The sequence below is a fragment of the Dietzia cercidiphylli genome, assembly GCF_039531545.1.
GTDB lineage: Bacteria > Actinomycetota > Actinomycetes > Mycobacteriales > Mycobacteriaceae > Dietzia > Dietzia natronolimnaea.
Genome location: NZ_BAAAQG010000003.1, coordinates 129,180 through 148,782 on the forward strand (window position 1 = coordinate 129,180; position 19,603 = coordinate 148,782).

Genomic DNA, 19,603 nt, shown 5'->3' on the forward strand with positions numbered 1-19,603 from the left:
GCCGACCAGCGCGCACTTTTCCCAGGCTTGCGGTCTCTCCACAACGCAGCTCCGAACGGGCTGCTCGCCGGAGCAGGGACCGCCCGCGATACGCGACAGTCTCCGCATGGCATCACCACCGAACGGCCCGCGACGTCGCGGCGATCTGCTTGCGACCCAGGGGACGCACCGGGTCACGAACGGATACCGCAGAGCCCACCACGGCATATGGGAACCCGCGAATACCGTCACCACGCCGATCACGCGGCTGGCTGCGGCAACACTGGCCTGCCCGGGTGCGGTGGCCACCGGGTGGGTGGCTGCCGCGATCCACGGCCATCCGTGGGTTCCGGCCGAGTACTCGATCGAACTCGCAGTCGGCGGGAAGCGGGTGCGGCGGGAGGGGATCGTCGCGCGCCGGTACGAGATCCCGGAGGATCAGGTGGACACCATCCTCGACGCCGACGGCGCACCCCTTCGTCTCGCCAGCCCGGAATGGGCACTGTTCGACCTGGCGAGGCACGCGGAGAAGTCCGAGGCGGTGATCGCACTGGATGGCGCCTCGCGGATGGGGCCGGGTTACGACGTCAGACATTCGCTGCCGACGCTGCTCGCCAGGCATCCGGGGCTGCGGGGCCGCAGGATCGCTCTCGAGCGCTGCGCGATGGTGGAGCCGCTGACCGAATCGCCCATGGAGACGCGCCTGCGGCTGTTCCTGATCGACCTCGGGCTGACCGGGTTCCGAGTCCAGTACCGCACCCCGGGACTGCCGTACCGTCTGGACTTCGCCTTCCCGGAACGCAAGGTCGCGGTGGAGTACGACGGAGCAGGCCACCGGGACGCCGCGCAGCACGGAAACGACGTCCGCCGATTGAACCGCTTGCGCGCGGCCGGCTGGACGGTCATCACCGTGACGGCGACGCTCCTCTACCGTCGTCCCCATGAGCTCGCCGCCCTGTTGCGCGCCGCGCTGAGCTGAGAAGACCCCTCGACCTGGCATCCGGACTCAACTTGGCAACCGCGCCTCCGTCGAGTGGTCGAGAATGCGCGTTCCCGGGAAAAGTGACCTGGGAAAACGTGAGCGGGATCGACCCCTCGGCGGATCGGGCGGGTCGGGCGGGTCGGGCGGGTGCGGGCGGCTGCGCCCGGCGCCGAGCCGCTGTCCGCCGAACCGAGCCCGCCGAGCCGCCGCCGGCGCCGAGCCGCCTCCCGCCGAACCGAGCCCGCCGCGTGCCCGCTCGTCGAAAAGCGAAAACCTCAGTAGCGTCCCGCCGACACCAGTCGCTCCGGCTGTGCCTCCAGGTAGTCGAGCGCGTTGTCGTCGTAGGTGAGGACCAGGGCCACGGCGTTGGCGATGAGCAGCACCCAGGCCGACCACAGGGTCGGGTCGTACAGCACGGCCATCAGGGAGACGCTCGCGGCGGCCGTCAACAGGGCCCGGCTCCAGCGCGCGCCGTCACGGAGCTTCACGGCGGCCACCACCTGCACCACCATGGCGGCGAACAGTCCGGTCGCGAGGATCCAGCCGTACCAGCCGAGCGCCTCGGCCTCGCCAGCCTCGGCGCCGCCAAAGCCCGCCCCGCCGCGACCAGCTTCCTCGACACTGAACCCCGCGACCAGCGCCAGAATGTTGCTTCCGGTGACGAGGCTGGCGATGGTGACCGTGGTGAACACGCCACAGAACACCCAGATCCAGGATGCGATCGAGACGGAGAGCGGTCGGCTCACGTACGGGCCTCTCGGGTCGGCGGTCGCACCCTCGTGGAGCGACTCGGACAAGATGCGCCTATCGTCTGACGCAACAGACAGGTGTCGATAGAGTGCGGCACACCTGATTTTTGCTGCGGTGCAGTGACGCTCGGTTCCCGGGTTCTTCCCGTGGCGCAGTGCGCTCGTCGCGCCCTCACGCGGACGTGGTGCCCCTCAGTGCCCCGACGCGGCCGGACTGGAGGTGGATCTGGTGCCCACGTGGAGAAAGGCCCGGGCGGTGCTGCGTGCGGACACCGTGGCCCGCGCGGTCGCGCTGTGCGTCGACACCCGGCGCGGTGTGCTGGTGGTGGGGCCACCGGGCGCGGGTGCCAGCCGGTGCGCTGCCGACATCGCGGCCGGACTGCGCGCTGCCGGAATCCCGGTCTCCGTGTGGGATGACCTGGACAGAGCCGGTGCGCACCGAGCGCTGCCCGACGGCGCGGTGCTGGTGGCCTCGGCCAGGGTGGGCGCGGCCCTACTGTCCGGGTACCGCGAGGTGGTGAGCGCCCGCACCACTCGGCTTCCGCTGCGGAACCTCACGCGCGGTCAGTCGGAAGCCGCGGTCTCGGCGGCCGTCGGAGCGCCGCTCTCGGCGCGGCTGGTCGAGGCGCTGTGGGCCTGCTCCCACGGCAATCTCACCGCCCTGCGCGCCACCTACGACGACCTGGCGACCCGCGGGTTGACCCGACGCACGTGCGACCGGGTGGAGTTGACGGTGGATCCGGCCACGGCGATCGCGGGCGTGGCGGTGGACCCGCAGCTGTGGATCGGCGCCGGTGGCACCGGTCCCGGCGTCGTCGGTCCCGGAGGTCTCGATCCCGTGACCGATGCCCTTACCACCGTCGCGCTCGCCCGCCGCATCAGGATCCAGGACCTCGAGCGGCTCCACGGCTGCGAGGTGGCAAGCGACCTGGTGGCCCGGGCGCTCGTGGCGGAGGTCCAGCACGACGGCGCGCAGGTGCTCATCGTGCAACCGCCCGTTCTGGCCGCTGCGCTGCGGGCCGCCGCGGATCACCGTCGGCGCAGTGACGCCTACGACGCCGTGCTCGCTCTCCCGGGGATCGTCCCGCCGGACCCGACCATCGTGCTGTGGGCGCTGTCCGAGACACCCGCCACACATGCCGAACGAGTGGACGCCCCCGCCGCCCTGGCCGCGGCCCGCGCCGCGCTCGACGCCCACGACTACCGCACCGGCGTCGAGTTGTCCGAGGCCGCCCAGCGTGCGGGTCTGGAGATGACGCCGCTGCAGCAGGCCGAGCTCGCGCTGGTCGCGGGTTCCTGCCTGCGGCTGCTCGACAGGGTGCAGGAGGCGGCCGTCATGTTCGAGCGGTCGCTGGAGTGTCTGCGGGCAGCGGCCGGACCGCGTGGTGACGACGGCGAGCCGGGTGGGCACGACTTCACCCGGCTGCTGATCGACAACGTGACGGCCCGGGCGGACCTCGCGCACTACCGCGACCGGGGTCCGGAGAACTCGCTGCCCTTGATCGAGGCGGCCCGCGGATTCCTGACGCCGGGCCACCCCGCTCACTCGGTGCTGGACGCGCTGACCGTGGTGCACCTGTCCTACGCCGGGCGGTACCGGGAGGCGGCCCGGGCACACGCCGAACTCGGCGCGCCACAGACTGACGCCGCCCCCGGTCATCCCGCACCCCTGCACCCCGGACTACCGCACCCCGCGCCCCTGTCAGCCGAGTGGGAGCGGCGCCTCGAGGCGATCCACGCCCTGGCGCTGGACGCGCTCGGGCAGTCCGACGCCGCGTTGGCCGTCCTGCGGCGGCTGGCCCGCCAGTCGCGCACGGTGGACCACCACGCGTGGGCGTCGGAGGAGTACCTCGCGGCGCTGCTGTACGTGGTCCTGCACGGTTTCGGCGTCAATGCGCTGTTCGCGGAACTCGCGCCGTTCGTGGCGGTCGAGCAGGACGACTCCGTGCGCCTGGACCACGGCATGCGCCGGGTCGCCGACGCGGAGATCGCCCTGGCCGCCGGCGACCTGCCGTCGGCCGTGAGCGCCGCGTCCGATGCACTCGACACCATCGCGGTGGACGGCCCCGAGGACTTTCTCCCGCGTGCCATCTCCCTGTACGCGCTCGTCTCGGCCCTGTCCGGGCAGACCGCGACCGCGCAAGAGCAGCTGCGGCGCCTACGCGCCGTCCACGGGTATGCCAACTCGCCGGTCGGGCCGGAGATCCGCGGAGCCGAAGCGGGGGTGCTGTTCTGCCTCGGTCGGAGCGAGGAGGCGCTCGGCATCGTCCGCTCCCTCGTCGACGACGGACTGCTCGGCTCCGCTGTGCGCGCCGCCCTGGCCGGGGTGTTGATGGCCGATCCGGAGAGCTGCCGGATAGTGGCCGAGCTGGAGGTCAGTGGGGATGTACCGGTGCTGGTGCGCGACCTGGCCGCTGCCAACCTGGCCGACAACCCCCGGCGATTGATCGATGCGGCTCAGCGAGCCAGTGGACACGGTCTGCTCATGGTGGCCGCAGCGGCCGCAGACCGCGCCCGCACCCTCGCCACCCCGGGATCACAGCACCACACCCTGGCCGAGCGGATGCTCGCGACCACCGAGATCAGCGGGTCGCTGGCCGGCCTCACCGGACTGGGAGGTCCCGCCCGATGGGTCCCGCCCGGGGTCACGCTGACCCGCCGCGAGTCCCAGGTCGCCGAATTGGTGGGGCAGGGGTTGACCAACGCCGAGATCGCGGACGAACTCCACCTGTCCAAGCGGACCGTGGAGGGTCACCTCAACCGGATCTACACCAAGACCAGCACCCGACTGCGAGGGTGAACGGGCGACAGAGTCGAGGTGTGAGCATGCGTCAGTCACGGAGGAATCCAGCGCCGAGGAACCCAGCGCCGGCAAATCAAGCGCCGAGGAATCCGGCACCGAGCGATCCGGTCCAGGGCGATCCGGCCACCTTCTGCGCGGCGCCCGCGGCCTACATCGTGGAGACCTATTTCGTGCTCCGGATGGTCATCGCCGCTGGTGCGCTCATCCTCCCGGCGGCCCTCCTCCTGTGGGTGGCTCTCGACCCCGGTGTGACGATGATGGGCTCACTCAGCGCCTTCTACTACTCGCCGGCCCGGAGTCTCTTCGTGGGGATACTCGTGGCGATCGGCGTCGCGCTGGTGGCCTACCGCGGTTACACCCGCGGAGAGAACGCGCTGCTCAACGGAGCCGGCGTCCTATCCATCGTGGTGGCGCTGGTCCCGACGGGAGACTCGTCTCTGCCCGGGCTCACCGTGGCGGGTGCCGTTCACGCGGTGGCCGCGGTGGGGTTCTTCGTCCTGGCCGCGCTGTCGATCTTCTTCTACGGGCAGGAGACCCTCGGATCCCTTTCGGATCCGGACCAGCAGCGCAGGTATCGCGCGGTCTACCGGGTCCTGGCCGTACTGGTCGTTGCGTTCCCGGGCGCGGCGGTTCTCGTCGCCTGGGTGGTGGGGCCGTCTGTGGCCCTGTTCGCCGGGGAGGCGGCGGCGCTGTACGCGTTTGCCGCGTTCTGGCTGGTCAAGACCTATGAGCTCTCGCAATCCCATGCCGAGTTGAGGATCGTGTGAGCCAGCCGATGCGGCCCTTCACAGACACCGCGTCGCTCGCGGCCGTCGCGCGTAGGGTCGCGACATGACGAGTCTTGTCTTTCTCCCCGGCCTCCACGGCGACGCGCAGTCATGGGACCCGACCCTGCGCGCCCTGCCGGAGAGATGGAACACCACGGCCCTCGATCTGCCGGCCGAGCCCGACCTCGACGCGCTCGTCGACGAGGCCGCCCGACAGATCGCTACCGGCAGCGTCGTCGTCGGACATTCCCTCGGCGGCGTGGTGGCCATGCACCTCGCCGAGCGGCACCCGTCCCTGCTGGCCGGCCTCGTCCTGGTCACCGCGCCCGTGGGTGCCGAGGACCCGGACGCAGCCGCGGCGCGCGCCGCCCGCGCGGCGGATCTGAGTCCAGGGGAGTACGAGGAGATCGCCCTCGACGGCATGGAGGCGGTGTACTACGGCGACCGCGGCCACGACCCGCAGGTCAGGGCCGAGCGGCTGCGCGCGGCGCGCGGGTACGGGCCGGAGCGGTTCGCCGCGCACTCGGTGGCCCTGGGCGCACGGCCGGACCGCAGTACCTTCCCCGCGCAGGCGCCCTGCCCGGTCCTGATCGTGGGGGCATCACACGACCAGGTGGTGCCCACCGAGGAACAGCGCAGGTGGGCCGAGGCAAACGGTGCCGGGGGCGGTGGTGCGGGCGCCAGCAGCAAGGGCGCCCGGGCGGTGGCCTACGTGGAGATCCGGGAGACCGGGCACATGCTGCCGGTGGAGACGCCTGAAGAGTTGGCCACCGCGATCAGCGACTGGTGGCGCCGCACCGAGGCCTGATGCGGGACATTCTCGGGTCGCCGAGCGCAGCATCGTGCCGACACTGCTCCTCGCCGCAACCCCCCGGACGGTCTAGAGTTCTTCCCCAGAAGGCGGGGTGGTCGTCAATGACTTCTCGGAATCGACCGTTGTCCCAGAGATCCGTCGCGCCGGGGGACAGGGCGAATCGCGCGTTGAGGGAGCTCGACGACCAGGTCTTCTCGGACGTCGTCCTGCGGGAAGTGCATCGTCGCAGTGCGTTCGGCCGGGTCGCCGGGCAGATCGACAGGGCCGTGAAGACGGTCCGGGCGCCGGACGGTGACCTGCTCCGGGGACCCGCGGCACCGCGTGCCGGAGGTGGCGCTACTGCCGCTCGTCGTGCCCGTGCCGTTGCGGTCTCAGTCTCGCGGGGTGCCACATTGCAAGTGCCTGTGATGTGCTCGGTCGAAGCGGCTGAGGCCCTCGCGCGGCGCGGAGTGTTGTCCGAATCCACCGCCGCCGACGCACTTCGGACGTTCGCGCGAGACGGCCGCCTGATCGCGCTCCGCGGCGACCGGAGATGGGTCTACCCGCGATTCCAACTGGACTACTTCGATCCGCGCGACCCGAACAACATCATCTGCGCGATCAACCGGGTGCTGGACGCCGGTCGCTATCCGGAAGCTGCGACCTCCTGGTGGACCCTGCCGTCGGTCGCCCTGCCCGGCATGCGCCCACCCGTAAACCTGTTGGGAGGCGACCACGACGCACTGCGGCAGCTGGCGTCGGAGTACGCGTCCGGAGCTGATCGGTGACAGGTGCGCGGCGGCTGACTCAGCGGGGGAGTTGCCCGTCGTCGATCTTGATGACGGTCCCGGTGACCGCCTCTGACGCGTCCGAGACGAGGTAGAGCAGCGTGGAATCGAGCTGTTCGGGTACGCCGAGTCGCTTCCGCGGGAACCCGGGCGCGATGTCGCCGACCCGCTCGAGCATCCCGTCGGTCATCTCCGACTCGAAGACTCCCGGCGCGATGGCGTTGACGTTGATGAGATTGCGCGCCCACTCCACGGCGAGGGCCTCCGTCATCCGACTGAGTGCCGCTTTGGTCGTGGCATAGAGGGCGGCCCCGTTCCCGGCGTAGTGGTACGCGGCCATCGAGGAGATGTTGACGATCCGGCCCGGGGTTTCGGCCACGATCAACCGTCGGGCCACCCCGGTCGCCATGAGCCACGGGCCACGGATATTGGTGTCCAACACGGCGTGCACGAGCTCCAGTGGCATCTTGTGTGCGCGCTGCGCATCGGGGATGCCGGCGTTGTTAATCAGGATCCGGGGAGCGCCGAGACGCTCGGTCACCTCCGTGAGGCAGGACTCGACGGAGGCCGGATCGGCGACGTCCAGCCGAACGCCGTGCGCGCTGCCTCCGCGTCGGCTGATCGCGTCGACGACCTCCTCGATCCTCTCGGTACGCCGCCCGGTCACGACGACTGTCGCGCCCGCGTCCGCGAGCACATGGGCGAATCGGGCGCCGAGGCCGGCGGTCGATCCGGTGACGATCGCGACGCGACCGGTGAGGTCGACAGAAGTCATGGGGAGTCCTCTCCGAGGTGGGGGGTGGCGGTGGAACCGGTCAGATGATGCGGCGAGGCAGTGAGGGAAGTAGCTCAGGTGAGAAGAGGTCGGGCAGGCCGTCCGAGACGCGGTCCGGGAAGTCCGGCTCCTCCTTGGCCAGGAACGCGGAGACGCCGGCGCGGACGTCGGCGGACGTGCCGCGGGTGTAGATTCCGATGGACTCGGCGCGGTGGGCCACCTCGGGGTCGGGAGCGCCGAGCATCCGCCACATGAGCTGGCGGGTCAGCGCCGCCGACACCGGGGCAGTGCCGCGGGTCAGCTCGCGGGCGATCTCGATGGCGCGGGGGAGGACCTCGTCGGCGGGCAGCAGCTCACGCACCAGGCCGCGCTCCAGGGCCTCGCCGGCGAGGATGGTTCTGCCGCCGACAGTCCACTCGACCGCCGTGGAGATGCCCACGATGCGGGGCAGGAACCAGGTGGAGCACGCCTCCGGCACCAACCCTCGTCGCGTGAAGACGAACCCGAACTTGGCGTGGTCCGCGGCGATACGCACGTCGGTGGGCAGGGTCATGGTCACCCCGACGCCCGCGGCCGAGCCGTTGATCGCCGAGATAATCGGCTTGGTCATCCGGAAGATGCGTAGCGAGACCAGGCCGCCCGTGTCCGGCGGGGGGTTGCCGGTGTCCTGGCCGGGATCGACGGCGAAGGTGTCGCCCCCGCCCGAGATGTCGGCCCCCGCGCAGAACGCCCGCCCGGTGCCGGTGAGCACCACGGCCCGGATGTCGTCGTCGGCGTCGCAGGCGTCGAGGGCGGCGACGAGGTCGGTGAGGTTCCGCGTGGTCGCCGCGTTGAGCCGATCGGGGCTGTTGAGCCTGATCACGGCGACGTCGTCGTGGCGCTCGAGGACGACCTCTCGCTGGTCGGCTGCGGTCTCGGGTGCCTGGTCGGGCGAGGGCTGCATGGTGACGGACGCTACCCGCGGTGGCGGGTGGTGGGGCCGGGATCCGATACTGACCGGCTGCGCATACTCGCCGCCGGCTCGACGGGGGAGGATCCGGGTTCAGCGGTTCGGGTTGGTGGCCGCGCCATCGAGCCAGAGCATGTCGGTCGCGTCGGCGTGTGAACCGGTGGAGCCGACGTGCTTCGAGCTGATCTGAGGCCCCTTGGTGATCACGTGGACGAGCGCCATGCCGTGGCCGCGGCCGAGCCCGTAGTCGTTCTTCAACCACTCCAGAATCGGCCCGGCCTTGGTGCCGGGGCCGAAACCGCGTTCGGTCGCCTGATCCACGAGTTGCCGCGGCGTCAGCCCGGTCTTGGTTTCGATGATGTCGAGATACGCCTGGAAGGACATCGGATTCTCCTCTGATCGATAGGCGGCGGGGTGATGGGTTTCGGGTGATGAGCGAGTGGGTCCGGTCAGGCGTCCGCGGAGTCCGAGCGCAGGGCATAGGTCGCGACGATGTTGCCCGCCTGGGTCTGCGTCGAGTTCAACAGACGCAGGCGCGTCGTGGGGACGGACTCGTCGAAGAGCCTGCGGCCCTCACCGGAGATCACCGGGTGGATGGTCAGCGTGAGCTCGTCCACCAGGCCCGCCAGCACCAGCCTCCTGGTGGTCTCCACGCCACCCGCGATCGCGATGTCGCCGCCCGGTTCCTGCCGCAGCTGCCCGAGGTACCCGGCCGCATCACCGGTGGCGATAACGCTGTTCCACGGCAGCTCGCCCGTCAGGGTGGAGGTGAGCACGTGCTTGCGGACCGGGTTGACCCACTCGGCGAACGGGTCCTGCGCACCGGGCCAGTAACCGGACCACTCCTGCCAGAGCGTGCGGCCCAGCACCAGGTCCGTGGTCGCGGCAGTCATCTTCTGCATGAACTCCATCTCCTCGGGTCCGAAGGCGTCGAACTGCCAGTGCTCGGCATGCTCCGTCACGCCGTTGAGCGTGGAGAACATGTGGGCCGTGATCGTGCGGCTCATGATGATCCCTCCTGAGGGGACTCGGGGGCCCGGTCGAGCAGGTGCTCGGGGCCCGAAGGACCGTCCTCACAGGGGTAGACGGTGCGAGGCGCCGAAAGTGATCGGTGCGGCGGGGATTCTCCCTACGGCAGGTGGGCGGGCAGGCCGAACTCGGCGAAGTGGCCCGCGCCGATGAAGTGGGTGAGGGCCGAGAGGCGGCCGGCGCGGGACTCCAGGACGTGGATCGCGAACGGCTCCCATCGAGCCGCGCTGGAGTCGCGAACGCCGGCGTCGTTTCGGCTCTCGTCTCGACCGCCGCCGTCGTGATAGACCGCGACGGCCGGACGGCCGTTGGCGGAGGTGACGATGGTCCGCGAGTTGCGGCACACCTGCCCGGGGCCGCGCCACCAGCGCTCGATCTGCGCGGGGCCGCGGAGCCAGAGCTCGAACGGCGGCATGCTGAACTCCGCGTCCTCGGTGAGCAGGTCGACTAGGCGGTCGACGTCGTAGGCCTCGAAGGCGGCGACGTACTTCTCGAGAAGCCGGGTGTCGTAGGCGGGGGCGTCGTCCGCGGTGTCGGTTGGGAGAGTGGCCCCGTGCTGGGCCATGGTCTTGCGCGCCCGGGCGAGTGCGGAGTTGACCGAGGCCACGGACATGTCGAGGAGGTCCGCGCACTCCGCCGCCGAGAGCACCAGGACATCGCGGAGGATCAGCACGACCCGCTGCCGGGGTGGCAGGAACTGCAGCGCGGCGACAAAGGCGAGCCGGACCGATTCGCGGGCGAGGGCGGTGGCGGACGGGTCGACGCCGAGATGGGCGTCGCTCGCCGGGCCGATCCACATCTGCTCGGGCATGGTGGCCAGCGACGTGGGGTCGTCTGGGACGCGGCCGGGCTCGTTGAGGTCCACCGGAAGGCTGCGTCGCTGCGGCGCGCGAGCCATGTCCAGGCAGACGTGGGTGGCGATGGAATACAGCCACGTACGCAGCGACGAGCGGCCGCCGAATTCGGCGCCATCCCGCGCCCTCCACGCACGCAGCATCGTCTCCTGCGTTGCGTCTTCGGCCTCCGCGATACAGCCGAAGTAGCGGTAGCAGTAGCCGAGGATCTCGCGGCGGTAGGTCTCCGCCTCGGTCGTGTTCACGCGGTCATTGTCCGCCTGGGGTGCGGAATTGTGGTGTGGTTCGGCGGCCGGGCGACAGGTTCCGGGGGACAGTGTCCACCGCCGATGCAGCGGCCGGCCTTCTTGATCAAAACTTCACGCGACCTCTACCTGAACTGGTGCGTGCACGCGCGATGCTGATGTCACCAACCGAAGGACGGTGACGACCATGATGGGCTGGTCGGGTCAGCTGAGTGCCACCGGGTGGATCATCATGGCGGTGTGCATGCTCGTGTTTTGGGCGGCACTGCTGTCCATGCTGGCCATGATGTTCCGTAATGACCGTTCCGGGGGGCACGGACGCACCGCGCCGGAGGCCGATCCGCTTCGAGTGCTCGAAGTGCGTTTCGCCCGCGGAGAGATCGGCTCCGACGAGTTCGTGGCCCGCCGAGAGGAGCTGACGCGCTCCGGCAACTCCGTACCGACGAAACCCGAGCACGGGCGGCCCCGTGTCTGAGCTGACCCGCCGGTCCTTCCTCCTCGGTTCAGCCCTCGCCGGGGCCGGGGCGCTCGTCGCCTGTTCCGGAGCGGGCCCGCCGACCGGTACCCCCGTGCAGCCCTTGTCGGACGCTGTCCGTCGTGCCGAGCTGGCGCGCCGCAGCGCGGGCCAACGGGTGGTCTCAGCGCGGTTGACGCCGCGTCCGGTCGACGTGGATCTCGGTGGACGCGTCGTCTCCACCTGGGGCTACGACCCTAGCCTGCCCGGGCCGCTACTGCGTGCCCGTGTCGGGGATCTGCTCAAGGTGGAGGTGGACAACCAGCTGCCGGCGGAAACCAGCGTGCACTGGCACGGACTGGCACTGAGCAACGACATGGACGGGGCACCCGGCCTGACTCAGGACCCCATCGCCCCCGGCGGTCGGTTCGCTTACGAGTTCACCGTCCCGCACGCGGGCACGTACTTCTATCATTCGCACTCCGGGCTCCAACTCGACCGCGGACTCTACGGGCCCCTGATCGTCGACGACCCGAACGAGCCCGGTGACCATGAGCACGAGTGGATCGTGGTGCTCGACGACTGGCTCGACGGCACCGGTCGCACCCCCGACGATGTTGCCCGCGACCTGGGCATCGGTGACGCCGCAGGTATGGGCAGCGGATCTGGGATGGGAAGAATGGGCGCGATGGACCACGGCGGCATGAGAGGGATGGGCGCCACGGACACGGGTTCCGAGACGATGCTCTCGCCGATGCTCGGCGGCGCCGGGGACGTGAGCTATCCGCTCTACCTGGTCAGTGGGCGGGTCCCGGAGGACCCGATGGTGTTCAACGCGACACCCGGGGAGCGAGCGCGTATCCGCCTCATCAACGCCGGTGCTGATACCGCCTTCCGCGTGGCCCTGGGCGGGCACCGGATGACCATCACCCACACCGACGGCTTCCCGGTCGTGCCGCAGGATACCGATGCACTGATGGTCGGGATGGGCGAGCGGTTCGATGTGCTCGTCACCCTCGGCGACGGCGTCTTCCCGTTGTTCGCGCAGGCCGAGGGCAAGACCGGTCACGGGCAGGCACTGGTGCGCACCGCTGCGGGCGACCTGCCTACCCGGTCCCGACCCGACGAGCTGGACCGGCAGGTGCTGTTCGGCACCGATCTGGCGCCTCGCGCGGACGTCCGACTGGAAGAGAAGGGGCACGATGTTTACCACAGTCTGGACATGGGCGGGACCATGTCGCCGTACAGGTGGACCCTGAACGGCCGCGCTCACCCCGACATCACGTCGTTGGACGTCAACGAAGGGCAACGGGTTCGTATGCGGATGCGCAACATGTCGGACATGTTCCACCCCATGCACCTGCACGGACACACCTTCGCTCTGCCCGATACCGGGCTGCGCAAGGACACCGTCACGATCAGACCGATGCGCACCGTGGAGATCGAATTCGATGCCGACAACCCCGGCCAGTGGGCGCTTCACTGCCACAACGCCTATCACCAGGAGGCCGGGATGATGACCACCCTGTCCTACCTGGCCTAGTGAACACCCTGAAACACCCAAGACAGCCGAACCCCTGAGCCCCGCCACTCCCAGGAGGCTATTGATGTCGCATCCGGAACACGGACCCGCGCAACCGAACCCGGCGCCGACCAGACACGGCCACGGCGCCGAGGTTCACAGCCCGCCCCCCGCCGAGCACGGCGAGCACGTCGCCCATGTCGGGCCGGGCGGGCACGGCGAGGACGGGGGCCACGATCGACACGCTGGGCACGGGGCACACGGGGAGATGTTCCGCCGTCGCTTCTGGGCGTCGCTGGTGCTGGCGATCCCGGTGGTGTACTTCAGCCACATGGTCGCCGATCTGCTCGGCTACACCATGCCGAATTTCCCCGGCGCCATGTGGATCGCCCCGGTGCTGGGCACGGTGATCTTCCTCTACGGCGGCACCCCGTTCCTCACGGGCGGCTGGGCCGAACTCCGCTCGCGCCGCCCGGGGATGATGCTGCTGATCTCCATGGCGATCACTGTCGCCTTTGTCGCCTCCTGGATCACCACCTTGGGCCTCGGCGGGTTCGAGCTGGACTTCTGGTGGGAACTGGCGCTGCTTATCGTGATCATGCTGCTCGGGCACTGGCTCGAGATGCGCGCGCTCGGCTCGGCCTCGGGAGCCCTCGATGCGCTGGCGGCCATGCTGCCGGACTCGGCGGAGAAGATCACGGATTCCGGGACTGTCGCAGTTCCGCTTCCGGACCTCGAGTTGGGGGACCTGGTGCTCGTGCGCGCAGGAGCGCGGGTGCCCGCCGACGGCACGGTCACCGACGGCCGTGCCGAAGTCGATGAATCGATGATCACCGGCGAATCCAAGACGGTCACCAGAGAAGCCGGCGACACCGTGGTCGCCGGAAGCGTTGCGACGGACAGCGCGCTGAGGGTTCGGATCACCGCGGTGGGCGAGAGCACGGCTCTGGCCGGCATCCAGCGGATGGTCGCCGACGCCCAGGCCTCCTCGTCCCGAGCGCAAGCTCTGGCAGACAAGGCCGCGGCGTTCCTGTTCTATTTCGCCACGGTCGTGGGCATCCTCACGTTTGCGGTCTGGGCGTTGCTCGGCAACGTCGACGAGGCCGTGGTGCGCACGGTGACCGTGCTCGTGATCGCCTGTCCCCACGCGCTGGGGTTGGCTATTCCACTTGTGATCGCGATCTCCACCGAACGAGCGGCCAGGTCCGGGGTGTTGGTCAAGGACCGGCTCTCGCTCGAACGCATGCGCACCGTCGATGTGGTCCTGTTCGACAAGACCGGCACCTTGACCGAGGGCCAGCACCGGGTCACGGGAGTCACCGCCGCGCGCGGGGTCACCGGGGAGCGGGTGTTGGCGTTGGCGGCGGCGGTCGAGGCCGACAGTGAACACCCCGTCGCCCGGGCTATCGTCGCGGCGGCCGATGACCGGGTGCCGGCCGGCGAGCGGATCGCCGCCACCGATTTCCGGTCCCTGCCAGGCCGTGGGGTCCGCGCCCGTGTCGATGGCACCGAGGCCAGCGTCGGCGGTCCCGCCATGCTCAACGAACTGGGGTTGTCGATTCCCACCGACGTCGCGGAGGTGACCGAGCAGTGGGTGTCGCGCGGGGCGTCGGTGTTGCACGTCGCCGAAGGTGACCGGATCCTGGGGGCCGTCGCGCTCGAGGACGCCGTGCGGGAGGAGTCCCGGCAGGCGATCGACGCCCTGCACGCCCGTGGGGTCTCGGTCGCCATGATCACCGGCGACGCCCAGCAGGTCGCGGACGCCGTGGCCACGGACCTCGGGATTGACGAGGTGTTCGCCGAGGTGCTTCCCGAGCACAAGGACGCCAAGGTCACCGAGCTCCAGAAGCGCGGGCACAGGGTGGCGATGGTCGGCGACGGGGTCAATGACGCCCCCGCCTTGGCTCGCGCTGATGTGGGCGTGGCGATCGGTGCCGGGACCGATGTGGCCATCGAATCCGCCGGGGTGGTGCTCGCCGCGAACGACCCGCGGGCGGTCCTGTCTATCATCGACCTCTCCCATGCCAGCTACGGCAAAATGTGGCAGAACCTGGTGTGGGCAACGGGGTACAACGTCATCGCTGTGCCGTTGGCCGCCGGGGTTCTGGCCTTTGTCGGCGTGGCGATTTCCCCCGCGGTCGCGGCGATCCTCATGTCTGTCTCGACCATCGTGGTGGCGCTCAACGCCCAGCTGTTGCGCCGCCTCGACCTCGACCCGGCACGATTGGCCCGCACATGACCACGGTGTGACCGATCTGGTCGCTCATGTCGAGAACCCGGATCCGGTTCCGTCCCCCTAGTGCAGCGACCACACTGGGTCGCACAGTACGAGGAGGATCGCCATGGCCAAGTACCTGTTGCTCAAGCACTACCGGGGTGCCCCGGAGCCACCCAATAACGTGCCCATGACCGAGTGGGCGCCCGAGGAGGTGTCCGCCCACATCCAGTACATGAACGACTTCGCCGCTCGGCTGGAGGAGTCCGGCGAGTTCGTCGACGCCAACGCGTTGTCGGAGTCGGGGACGTGGGTGCGGTACGACGGCGAGGGCCGCCCGCCGCTGACCGACGGCCCGTTCCCCGAGACCAAGGACCTCATCGCCGGCTGGATGATCATCGAGACCGCCAGCTACGAGCGGGCCCTCGAGCTCGCGGGCGAGCTATCTGCGGCCCCGGGGGCGGGCGGGGAGCCGATCCACGAGTGGCTCGAGCTGCGGCCTTTCCTGGAGGCTCCCCCGGAGTTCGAGGGCTGACCCTGCCATGCACGGGCCTGCCAAGACCGGGCCAACCGCAGACGGGCAGGAACTGCGCGAGCTGACCCCGCGGGTGATCGGCGTGCTCGTGCGCCGTGGGGCGGACTTCGCGGCGGCCGAGGACGCCGTGCAGGACGCTCTGCTCGAGGCCGAGCGCACCTGGCCGGAGAGCCCGCCCCGCAATCCCCGCGGCTGGCTGATCGCCGTGGCGTGGCGCAGGTTCCTGGACGCCGCGCGCGCGGAGGCCGCCCGTCGGCGTCGCGAGGAACTGGCTGCGGCCGAGCAGGTGGTGAGCTCGTCGTCGTCGATCTCCTCCGGCGGTCCGGGCGCCGACCCGGCGGCAGGGTAGAGGCCGGAGCGCGACGTCGACGACACCCTGTGGCTGTACTTCCTGTGCGCCCACCCGTCGCTGCCCCTCGCGTCGGCGGTGGCGCTCACGCTGCGCGCGGTGGGCGGGCTGACCACCCGGCAGATCGCGCGGGCGTTCCTGGTCCCCGAGGCCACCATGGCGCAGCGCATCAGTCGCGCCAAACGCACGATCACCGGCGAGCGGCTGGACCGGCCCGGGGACGTGGCCACCGTGCTGCGGGTGCTGTACCTGGTGTTCAACGAGGGCTACACCGGCGAGGTGGACCTGGCGGAGGAGGCCCTGCGGCTGACCCGGCAACTGTCGGCGGCCATCGACCACCCCGAGGTGCGGGGACTGCTCGCGCTGATGCTGTTGCACCACGCCCGCCGGGCCGCGCGGAGAGACGACGACGGCGAACTGATCCCGCTGGCCCGGCAGGACCGCAGCCGATGGGACACCCGCGCGATCGCGGAGGGCGTGGCGATCCTGCAGGCGGCGCTGGCCCGCAACGAGGTGGGGGAGTACCAGGCGCAGGCCGCGATCGCCGCCCTCCACGCCGACGCGCCGTCCGCCGCCGCGACCGACTGGGTGCAGGTGGTCGAGTGGTACGACGAGCTGCTCGCGCTGAACGACAGTCCGGTCGCCCGACTGAACCGCGCGGTGGCGGTGGGGCACGCCGTGGGGCCGCGAGAGGGGTTGGCCGCGCTCGAACCGGTGCCGCGCTCGCTGCCCCGGCGCACCGCGGCCGAGGCCTACCTGCACGAGCTGGCGGGGGACCGGGCCGCGGCCGCCGAGCTCTACGGCCTGGCGGCGCAGGCGGCGACGTCGCTCCCCGAGCGTCGCTACCTGGGCCGGAGGGCGGGAGCGCTCAGGGGACCTGGCTGACCACCGCGGTGGAGGCGTTCCGGTCCGCGCCCGGCGAGGACTGACCGGATTCGCTCGACACCGCGAACAGGGTGACCCCCAGGACCGCCACCGCGGCGAGCGCTGCGCCGACCCCCAACTCGAGGGTCGTCAACTGCAACCGCTGCCCCAGTACCTGGGGCGGCATGGTGGAGGTGGCCATGGAACTCCTCTTCCGGCTCGACTGCGTATCCGCGTTGCTCGATATCCACGTTGCTCGACCGCGGATCCACGGAGGACGCGGATCGACGGTGGACGCGGATGACCATAGTCCCCCAACGCCCTCCGGGGTAGGGGGGCCACCTGTTCGCTCGTCGGGAGGTCGCGGCTCGCTCGTCGGGAGGTCGCGGCTCGCTCGTCGGGAGGTCGCGGCGGCGCCCGCGGTGGGGGTCCGGCGCCCCCATCCGTGTGGTGTAGGTCTCCGAATCAGGGGCAGACGCTGAAAGGAGAACGCACATGAGTTCTCTCCCCGGACCGCGCACCCGCCCCGGCCCCGGCCGAAGGCTCAGGCTCGCGGGCTTCGCGGTACTCGCCACCGGCGCGGTCGCCGTCGCCCTGGTACCCGGCATGGTCTCGCTCGGGGCGTCCATGGGCGGTGTCGTGTCGTCAGCGGAGATGGCGGCCGGCGCGGTGCTCCACGCCCGCAGCGGCTGGATGGCGCCCGCGGTGTTCACCGTGACGGTGTTCGCCCTCGTCGTGGTCGTGACCACGGTGCTCCTGTGGGCCCCGGTGTCACTGTCCGATGGCCGCGGTGCCCGGACTGCACACAGCGCCCGGCCCGGGCACAGTGCCCGGCCCCGCCGCGGCGCCCGAATCGGTCGACGGGGCCGCGCGGAGTTCGGACTGCGACAGCCCGAGCGTGCCCTGCGCGTGCGGATCGATCGTCTGCCGGGGATCACGGACTAGAGCCGCGACGGCTCGTCCACCCGGCACCAGGCCGCTGTGACCAGCAGGTTCACGGCCTGATCGAGGCCCCGGAGAACCTGATCGAGGCCCCGGAGAAAAAGTTCGAGATCTCTCGTGACGATCCGGCGACTCGTGACGTCTTAGTTGTGTAGTTGTTCATCGAAGGCCCGGCCCGGTGCCGGACCTTCCCGCGAGGAGGAATCATGTCGAACGCAATTCCCAAGACCGGCCGTGAGCAGTCGCGCGAGCAGCAGGCCGCCGAGGCCGCGCAGGCCGAGGCGCAGGAGAAGTCCGTCGAGAAGCAGCCCGCGCGCGGGCCGCTCCAGACGTCCCGCGGCGTGACCACCCTGGACGACGCCGTGGTGGCCAAGATCGCCGGGATGGCCGCGCGTGAGGTCCCCGGCGTCTACGACATGGGCAACGCCGCGCGACGCGCCTTCTCGGTCGTGACCGATCGCATCCCCAACGCCCAGACCAACGTCACGGGCGGCATCAGCGTCGAGAAGGGCGAGACCCAGACGGCGATCGACGTGACGGTGGTCGTGGAGTACGGCGCCTCGATCGTCGACGTGGGCAACGCCATCCGACGCAACATCATCGACCAGGTCGAGGGCACCACCGGACTCGAGGTCGTCGAGGTCAACGTCAACGTGGCCGACGTCCGCCTGCCCCAGGACGACGACGGCGACGACGTCCGCACCAGCTCCGAGAGCGGGCGCGGCGAGCTGCGCTGATCCGCGCCCACCCACCGACCACTGCTGCACCGCGGGGGCGGGTCGCCCGGCCCGCCCCCGCACCCCCTTGAGCGAGGAGTTCTCATGAAGACCACCCATCTCACACTTCTGGTGGGGTTGTTCCTCGGCGCCGTCGCCGCGTTCGGCTCCATCGGCCAGTTCCTCATCGTGCTGATCTTCGGCGTGATCGGTGTGGCCGTGGGCCTGGCCATGGAGGGACGCGTCGAGATCAAGGGCCTCACCGATCGCCGGAGGCGGTGACCCGTGACCGCCGCGCAGACTGACCAGACCGGTCGCCGGCCCGCCACGGATCCGGCCGCGGTCGAGGAGTCCGCACCGCAGGACCAGGCGCTCCGGCCGGCCGCCGAGCGCGGACTCACCACCATCCCCGCGTCCGTCGTCGGCCGCATCGCCGAGCAGGTCGCCTCCGAGTACACCCACGTGGGCGGCGCCGCCGGAGGTCTGCTGGGGGTGGGCGCCCGCCGGGACTTCGACTCGCGCCCGTCGGCCACCTGCGACCTCTACGGGACCGTCGCCGTGCTCACGCTGGACGTGGGCGTCGCGTTCCCCGTGAACCTGTCCGACACCTGCCGAGGCCTGCGCCGGTACGTGCGCGAGAGGGTCGGCGAGTTGACCGGCCTCCAGGTGGGCCGGTTGGACATCGAGATCTCGTGGCTCAACCCCGGGACCGCGACGAGAGGAGCACTGAGATGAGTGCACGGACCCGCGGAAGCGGACTGATCAGACGGCCACCGCGCGCCATCCCGGTGGGACTGCTCGCCGCAGCGCTCCTGGTCGCGGGCGGCCTGGGGAGCTGGCTGCTGGGGACCTACCTGGTCGACGGCACCTGGCCCTCGGCGGCGTCCGCCACGGTGGACTCGATCTCGGGCACCGGCATCGGATCGACGGAGATGCGCATCGCCGCCGTCGTCCTGGCTGTGGTGGGGCTCGCTCTGCTGCTGGCCGCCCTCGTGCCGGGACGCCCGTCGCGCGTCCTGGTCCTCGAGGACGACGTCCCGGGCGAGACCGCCATTTCCCGCCGTGACCTGGCCCGCCGCATCCAACGGCGGACCGAGAACGTCGACGGCGTGCACAGTACGAGCGTGGCCGTCCGCCGGCGCCGGATCGACGTGGCCGTGGCGACCGTGGTCGACGACCCCGCCCCGGTGACCAGGGGAGCGAAGGACGCCGTGGAACGGGCGCTGGCCGAACTGCGCCCGGCCGGCCCGTCACGACCCCGCGTGCGCACCCACCGCAGAAGCTGAGAGGACG

General features: G+C 70.7%; 21 protein-coding genes and 1 pseudogene. 15 read left to right on the forward strand and 7 right to left on the reverse strand.

The window, feature by feature from the left end; all coding sequences use genetic code 11:
* Positions 1-295: 295 nt before the first annotated feature.
* Positions 296-958 (forward strand): DUF559 domain-containing protein, encoded by a 663-nt coding sequence (locus ABD250_RS02275; RefSeq protein ID WP_182659186.1) that lies wholly within the window; start codon positions 296-298, stop codon positions 956-958.
* A gap of 278 nt (positions 959-1,236) precedes the next feature.
* On the opposite strand, the gene ABD250_RS02280 is transcribed toward ABD250_RS02275, so the two are convergent.
* The gene (locus ABD250_RS02280; RefSeq protein WP_344390341.1) at positions 1,237-1,707 is read right to left on the reverse strand and encodes a hypothetical protein; all 471 of its coding nucleotides are present in this window, start codon (positions 1,705-1,707) and stop codon (positions 1,237-1,239) included.
* A gap of 232 nt (positions 1,708-1,939) precedes the next feature.
* On the opposite strand from ABD250_RS02280, the gene ABD250_RS02285 reads away from it, so the two are divergent.
* From ABD250_RS02285 to ABD250_RS02300, 4 genes are all read left to right on the forward strand, one after another.
* Positions 1,940-4,510 (forward strand): helix-turn-helix transcriptional regulator, encoded by a 2,571-nt coding sequence (locus ABD250_RS02285; protein WP_344390343.1) that lies wholly within the window; start codon positions 1,940-1,942, stop codon positions 4,508-4,510.
* 158 nt (positions 4,511-4,668) lie between these two features.
* Positions 4,669-5,280: a hypothetical protein gene (locus ABD250_RS02290; RefSeq protein WP_182658446.1), complete on the forward strand. Its 612-nt coding sequence runs from the start codon at positions 4,669-4,671 to the stop codon at positions 5,278-5,280.
* Between the two features lie 64 nt (positions 5,281-5,344).
* The gene (locus ABD250_RS02295; RefSeq protein ID WP_344390347.1) at positions 5,345-6,088 is read left to right on the forward strand and encodes an alpha/beta fold hydrolase; all 744 of its coding nucleotides are present in this window, start codon (positions 5,345-5,347) and stop codon (positions 6,086-6,088) included.
* Between the two features lie 458 nt (positions 6,089-6,546).
* The gene (locus tag ABD250_RS02300) at positions 6,547-6,861 is read left to right on the forward strand and encodes a hypothetical protein (RefSeq protein WP_141244239.1); all 315 of its coding nucleotides are present in this window, start codon (positions 6,547-6,549) and stop codon (positions 6,859-6,861) included.
* 19 nt (positions 6,862-6,880) lie between these two features.
* On the opposite strand, the gene ABD250_RS02305 is transcribed toward ABD250_RS02300, so the two are convergent.
* The 5 genes from ABD250_RS02305 to ABD250_RS02325 all read right to left on the reverse strand — a co-directional run bounded on the left by ABD250_RS02305 (position 6,881) and on the right by ABD250_RS02325 (position 10,803).
* The gene (locus ABD250_RS02305; protein WP_182658763.1) at positions 6,881-7,636 is read right to left on the reverse strand and encodes an SDR family NAD(P)-dependent oxidoreductase; all 756 of its coding nucleotides are present in this window, start codon (positions 7,634-7,636) and stop codon (positions 6,881-6,883) included.
* A 40-nt stretch (positions 7,637-7,676) separates the two neighbouring features.
* Positions 7,677-8,579 (reverse strand): enoyl-CoA hydratase-related protein, encoded by a 903-nt coding sequence (locus ABD250_RS02310; protein ID WP_182609465.1) that lies wholly within the window; start codon positions 8,577-8,579, stop codon positions 7,677-7,679.
* A gap of 99 nt (positions 8,580-8,678) precedes the next feature.
* Positions 8,679-8,969 carry a DUF4287 domain-containing protein gene (locus ABD250_RS02315; RefSeq protein ID WP_182658762.1) on the reverse strand — a complete coding sequence of 97 codons (291 nt, stop codon included), beginning with the start codon at positions 8,967-8,969 and terminating at the stop codon, positions 8,679-8,681.
* A 65-nt stretch (positions 8,970-9,034) separates the two neighbouring features.
* A complete protein-coding gene (locus ABD250_RS02320) occupies positions 9,035-9,592 on the reverse strand; it encodes a dihydrofolate reductase family protein (RefSeq protein WP_095718241.1) in 558 nt (185 codons plus the stop codon).
* Between the two features lie 122 nt (positions 9,593-9,714).
* Positions 9,715-10,803, reverse strand: coding sequence for an RNA polymerase subunit sigma-70 (locus ABD250_RS02325; protein ID WP_344390938.1), 1,089 nt, complete (start codon positions 10,801-10,803; stop codon positions 9,715-9,717).
* Positions 10,804-10,900: 97 nt separating this feature from the next.
* On the opposite strand from ABD250_RS02325, the gene ABD250_RS02330 reads away from it, so the two are divergent.
* From ABD250_RS02330 to ABD250_RS02350, 5 genes and pseudogenes are all read left to right on the forward strand, one after another.
* Positions 10,901-11,188, forward strand: a complete 288-nt coding sequence (locus ABD250_RS02330; protein WP_182658765.1) for an SHOCT domain-containing protein — start codon at positions 10,901-10,903, stop codon at positions 11,186-11,188.
* Positions 11,181-12,710, forward strand: coding sequence for a multicopper oxidase family protein (locus tag ABD250_RS02335; protein ID WP_095718238.1), 1,530 nt, complete (start codon positions 11,181-11,183; stop codon positions 12,708-12,710). The genes ABD250_RS02330 and ABD250_RS02335 overlap by 8 nt, the downstream gene beginning before the upstream one ends.
* 64 nt (positions 12,711-12,774) lie before the next feature.
* Positions 12,775-14,928, forward strand: coding sequence for a copper-translocating P-type ATPase (locus tag ABD250_RS02340; RefSeq protein WP_095718237.1), 2,154 nt, complete (start codon positions 12,775-12,777; stop codon positions 14,926-14,928).
* 103 nt (positions 14,929-15,031) lie between these two features.
* Positions 15,032-15,439: a YciI family protein gene (locus tag ABD250_RS02345; RefSeq protein WP_095718236.1), complete on the forward strand. Its 408-nt coding sequence runs from the start codon at positions 15,032-15,034 to the stop codon at positions 15,437-15,439.
* A gap of 7 nt (positions 15,440-15,446) precedes the next feature.
* Positions 15,447-16,673, forward strand: a pseudogene (locus tag ABD250_RS02350) (RNA polymerase sigma factor).
* Here ABD250_RS02350 and ABD250_RS02355 read toward each other — a convergent pair.
* Positions 16,657-16,854 (reverse strand): hypothetical protein, encoded by a 198-nt coding sequence (locus tag ABD250_RS02355; RefSeq protein ID WP_259846556.1) that lies wholly within the window; start codon positions 16,852-16,854, stop codon positions 16,657-16,659. The pseudogene ABD250_RS02350 and the gene ABD250_RS02355 overlap by 17 nt on opposite strands.
* Positions 16,855-17,147: 293 nt before the next feature.
* Between ABD250_RS02355 and ABD250_RS02360 the strand changes: the two genes are divergently transcribed.
* The 5 genes from ABD250_RS02360 to ABD250_RS02380 all read left to right on the forward strand — a co-directional run bounded on the left by ABD250_RS02360 (position 17,148) and on the right by ABD250_RS02380 (position 19,596).
* Entirely contained in the window at positions 17,148-17,597 is a 450-nt protein-coding gene (locus ABD250_RS02360) for a hypothetical protein (RefSeq protein WP_344390361.1), read from the forward strand.
* A gap of 203 nt (positions 17,598-17,800) precedes the next feature.
* Complete coding sequence (locus tag ABD250_RS02365; RefSeq protein ID WP_176475066.1) at positions 17,801-18,331, forward strand: Asp23/Gls24 family envelope stress response protein; 531 nt, start codon at positions 17,801-17,803, stop codon at positions 18,329-18,331.
* A gap of 84 nt (positions 18,332-18,415) precedes the next feature.
* A complete protein-coding gene (locus ABD250_RS02370; RefSeq protein ID WP_162845654.1) occupies positions 18,416-18,592 on the forward strand; it encodes a hypothetical protein in 177 nt (58 codons plus the stop codon).
* 3 nt (positions 18,593-18,595) lie between these two features.
* Positions 18,596-19,045, forward strand: a complete 450-nt coding sequence (locus tag ABD250_RS02375) for an Asp23/Gls24 family envelope stress response protein (protein ID WP_017838018.1) — start codon at positions 18,596-18,598, stop codon at positions 19,043-19,045.
* A complete protein-coding gene (locus tag ABD250_RS02380) occupies positions 19,042-19,596 on the forward strand; it encodes a DUF6286 domain-containing protein (RefSeq protein WP_344390368.1) in 555 nt (184 codons plus the stop codon). Before ABD250_RS02375 ends, ABD250_RS02380 begins: the two co-directional genes overlap by 4 nt.
* The last annotated feature ends 7 nt before the right edge of the window (positions 19,597-19,603 follow it).